At 44.7% G+C, this 4219-nt stretch carries 3 protein-coding genes and 1 pseudogene; all 4 read right to left on the bottom strand.

Features of this window, described 5'->3' with window-relative positions:
• Window positions 1–312, bottom strand: a pseudogene (locus tag G598_RS18210) (hypothetical protein); the annotation flags it as partial.
• A gap of 220 nt (window positions 313–532) precedes the next feature.
• Window positions 533–1798, bottom strand: coding sequence for a hypothetical protein (locus G598_RS0114880; protein ID WP_026767583.1), 1266 nt, complete (start codon window positions 1796–1798; stop codon window positions 533–535).
• Between the two features lie 349 nt (window positions 1799–2147).
• On the bottom strand, window positions 2148–2897 hold the full coding sequence (locus tag G598_RS0114875) for an alpha/beta hydrolase (RefSeq protein ID WP_026767582.1): 750 nt from the start codon (window positions 2895–2897) through the stop codon (window positions 2148–2150).
• 49 nt (window positions 2898–2946) lie between these two features.
• Complete coding sequence (locus G598_RS0114870; protein WP_080657056.1) at window positions 2947–4062, bottom strand: alpha/beta fold hydrolase; 1116 nt, start codon at window positions 4060–4062, stop codon at window positions 2947–2949.
• Window positions 4063–4219 lie beyond the last annotated feature (157 nt).

The raw sequence follows: 4219 nt of genomic DNA, 5'->3' as shown, positions 1-4219 counted from the left end.
CTTGATGTCCTGAAAACGATAGTCACCTTTCTTTGCTTTCTTGATGAGATTGAAGAACGACTTGAAACTGCGGTCAGCCACTTTCAGAGTTTGCTGCGATACGCCAGCCTGAAGCAGTCCATAGTTTTCGTTTTCCTTGCAGGCATGGTAATTCTCCTCGTAATTGAGGAACTTCTTCTCCTTGAAATAGTATTGCCTGATGTTGTAGAGAGCCACATTGTACAGGTTATTGCTGTACTGGCACATCTCCCTGAGCATAGCATACTCTTCCTTGGAGAGTTTTCGGATTACATTCGATTGAGTTAGATACATCTTGTTACACCTCCTTTCTTGCTATATACATATTATATGGCAAAATAAAAGAAGTTCTCCTCTAGCAATAATTCGCCATTATATATTTCTTCTCGGGATAGTCCCAGTTCGGAAAAAGTTTTTTCTAGCCACTCTACTATTTGGTGATAATTTTCTTCAGAAACAGTATATATTAGTGTTCGCATATATTTATCTTCTCCATATATTGTAGGCTGCATATTCACGATTTCCACGGCACTCTGATTGCGGGCAATGACCTTATCTGTTTATCCTGCAGTTCATAAACGATGCCGTTATCCGCCAGTTCCTGCAAAAAGGCCTTTAGATAAACAGGGCGTTGAAACTTCTGCATGAAATCCAGCGTGAATCTGCCATTTACCGCTGAGATTTGAAGGGTGATGTCCATAACGGTGGCACTCCAGGCATGGAACTCTTTTACATATTTTTCCGCTTCTCCGAAATTTGCTTTCCCTACATAGCTCACATTGGCCGCAGCAAAATGATTAGCGGCCTCATCAACCTTTGCCATCATCTCCAGTCTTTCCTTATGCGTTTCTTTTGCCAAAAGCATTTTGGTCAGGTTGGCCGTATGCGCCACGCCAGACAATACAATCTCCTCATTTGCCTGCATCGCAACCCTATTCCTGTATGCCTGTACCTGCTCAGGGAGCGGCAATTTACGCAGTTGTTCATCATATTCCAGAAAAGCACCTCCGACCAGGCTTTGATGAGCCAAGGGGGCATGCAGTGCCTTGCGCTGATTAACGCACAAAACAATTCGTATGCTTTCCGATGTATGAGGATACAATCTTGCCAGACTGCGGCTCATAAGCAAGGACACCATGGTTCCCGGACTGCCGCCATTTTCTTTGCAAAAGCGCATAAAATCATCTTCAGCCAGCAATATGCTATATACATAATCCGCCCTTTCCGGCTGCAGGTTAGCGGCTATGCTAGGGAGTAGCGGCTTCGTCCACTCATGACGCCGGGGATTTGGCAGCTCTCGTGCTTTCATTACCGGACATTCCCATTCTTCCTGAGAGATTTTATCGCCAACCAGACGGATGCCTGCTGTCGAAAGCGTCACCTTGTAGCGCTGACAGCAATAATAATACAACAAAGTGCGTATCACTTCATAAGCCCCTGCGCCATCGGTCAGACCATGAAAAATATCCATGACCAGCCAGTCATCCTGGTACGAAAACGAAAGCAAATGAGCATTTGATTCCGGCGAATTTAATGTTACGCCCTGCAGAGAATCGCAAATAACTATCGGCTCCCGATTCTCTGTAAAAATAAAGCCAGCACCACGAACCTGCAATTTCACACAGAAATACGGATACCGCTCCATCGTATTATCTACTGCCCTGCGCAGTATCGTAGAGTCAATGGCATCCTGCAGCTGCATACGGATTCTAATTGCATATGGATTATTCTTATGGGAACGATAAAGGGGAATGACCTCGGTAAACAATTTCTGTTCCATGCCAACACCTCCGACCTCAAGATACAATCATTTTTCCTAAATGCTCTTACGGAAAACGCCTGCGTCCCCAAGTACGCAGGCGTTTTTCCTTACACAGCAGAATATCTTGGCGAGCCGTATTATTGGCTTACATAACTGCGTTTTTCTGCGGGTATATCTTCCCATTTCACTTCATTTACGGGAATGTTCCTTGTTTGTCAACTATTTCTCTGCTTATTTCTCATCTGCTAAAATAATTTTTATAATATTCCGGCAAGCATAAAACATTTCTTTTTAACTACCCCCGCCCATATAGTAGCAAGTAATTTTTTACACCAGTATCTTATGCACAATTCCAGGCCTAAAAAAATCAAAGCTTATCAAGAAATGTTACGATTTTCTTAAAAATATTCTCTCGTCCCTCCATCAATGGAAGTAAATGCCCAGCTCCATCCAGTAAAACTATTTCCTTCTGGCTGCTGCCAATGTTATTGACAATATACCTGGCACTTTCAACCGCTGCCATAGTATCGGCATTTCCATGAATGATTAAGGCTGGAGCCGTAATTTGTGGCAAACAGTTTTTAGTGCGCTCTACCACATCAAGAAGGTCATAGACAGACAAAAGGGGGATTTTAGTATAAATCAAATTAGCGGCCGGAGGGACATTTTCAAGATTGCGTTCCATTTCTGGCGTAAAATCCGAAGGCATTAGCATCTCCTTTGGAGGAAGCGCCGATATGCCTTGTTCCTTCGCAATAAAAATAGGTGCTGACAATGCAACAATCCCCTTCACCTGTTTTTCCGCAGCCAATAACAAGGCAAGACTTCCTCCCATGGAGGCTCCAACAACCACAATCTCTTGAGCAAAGCCCTTTAGAACAGCGTAAGCGTCCCGTACAGCATCCAGCCAATCTTCTGCTTTCGTACGGAGCATATCTTCTGCGGTTGTTCCATGCCCCGGAAGTCTTGGCGCAAACACAGTATATCCCTGGGCTTTCAGAAAATTGCCCAAAGGAAGAAGCTCGGCAGTATTTCCGGCGAAGCCATGCAACAAAAGCACGACTTCTTTTTTTCCATTTCCAGGAAAGAAAAAAGGTTCAGTACCTTCAATAATCATTTCACATTCTCCTTATTCCGTTGCTTTCTGCCATTTACTATATCGCACATCAGCCTTTATTCAAAAAATTTAATACTCTTTCCCGAAACAGCTTGTAATACGGACGCTCCATCAACATTGCATGGGCGGCTCCATCCAAAATTATCAACTCCGAATCTGTTCTATTGGGAAGTGTCCTATACGCTTCGTCGCATAAATCAAGTGACACATACGGATCTTTGGAGCCGACTATAATCAACACAGGAGCTTTTATGCTCTCTGTTGGAATAAGTCGCGCACTCTTGTCAACTAGCAAATCTCGTCTTCCACCATTGGGACTCACATCTCTATCATAGTGCCAGGCATTATCGATATAAGTACTTGCTACAGGCCTTTCCACAATATCAAGATTTATTTCCCCATCTTTTTTCCTTTGAAAGTCAGATGCCGCATCTTCCCATGTGTTATGATGAAACGGCTCAAGGACCTCCTTCTCCCCCAAACCGGCTACGATGGGGGCATATAACACCAGACGATGCACCAGTTCCGGGTGACGTGCCGCAAACCGTCCGCTGGTTACCATGCCCCAGCTCCAGCCTAAAACATCCATAGATGGGCTGTTATTTCGCGCGAGGATACAGCGCACTGCCGCTTCTATATCCTCTGCCGCATAATCTGAATTGGGCATAAAGCCATCCTCGACAGCAGCGGAACTTCCATATCCGGCAATATCCAGCAGCCACACTTCAAAATTATGTTTAGCAAAATATCTTGCCAGGCTGTAATCCTTATAATCGACATCAAACTCATGGGAGGAAAAGGTCAAGCCATGCACAAACAGGATTGGTTTTTTCACCTGTCCATTCTGTTCTACATAGCGTTCCAAATGCAGCCTCACATGGTTGCGTTCCAACGGAACCGTCTCGCGGCTGATTTCTGCCGCCTGCACCCATGACACATAAGCCAGACTGCACCAAAAACAAATGGTCAGCCCCGACAAATCCAGCTGTTTCTCGCCGTAATAGGCAAACAGCAATGGCAGTTCTTCGCCCACGGTGCCATAAGTGGCGGTTTCTTCAAACAGCGTTTCTAAATCCGTTTTCAGTTTGACCTTGTTGGTGACGATTACCCCCACGCCTTCCCGTTGCAAGGTAACTACACCATTTCTATCATTGACATTCCCCATAGATAAATCTAGGAGATTCTTGGTTCGACAACCACTGCACTCAGACCTAAGCCTAAGCGTCTTACACGATTTCCCCAAGCGTTAATTCCCGTGTGTCCCACGGTATCTGTATACTGAAAGCTTTTTATCTTTGCAGCCGCAAGGTCTTTAAATTACG

This window comes from Selenomonas ruminantium subsp. ruminantium ATCC 12561, assembly GCF_000424065.1.
Classification (GTDB): domain Bacteria; phylum Bacillota; class Negativicutes; order Selenomonadales; family Selenomonadaceae; genus Selenomonas_A; species Selenomonas_A ruminantium.
This window is presented reverse-complemented; position numbering and strand designations above follow the sequence as displayed.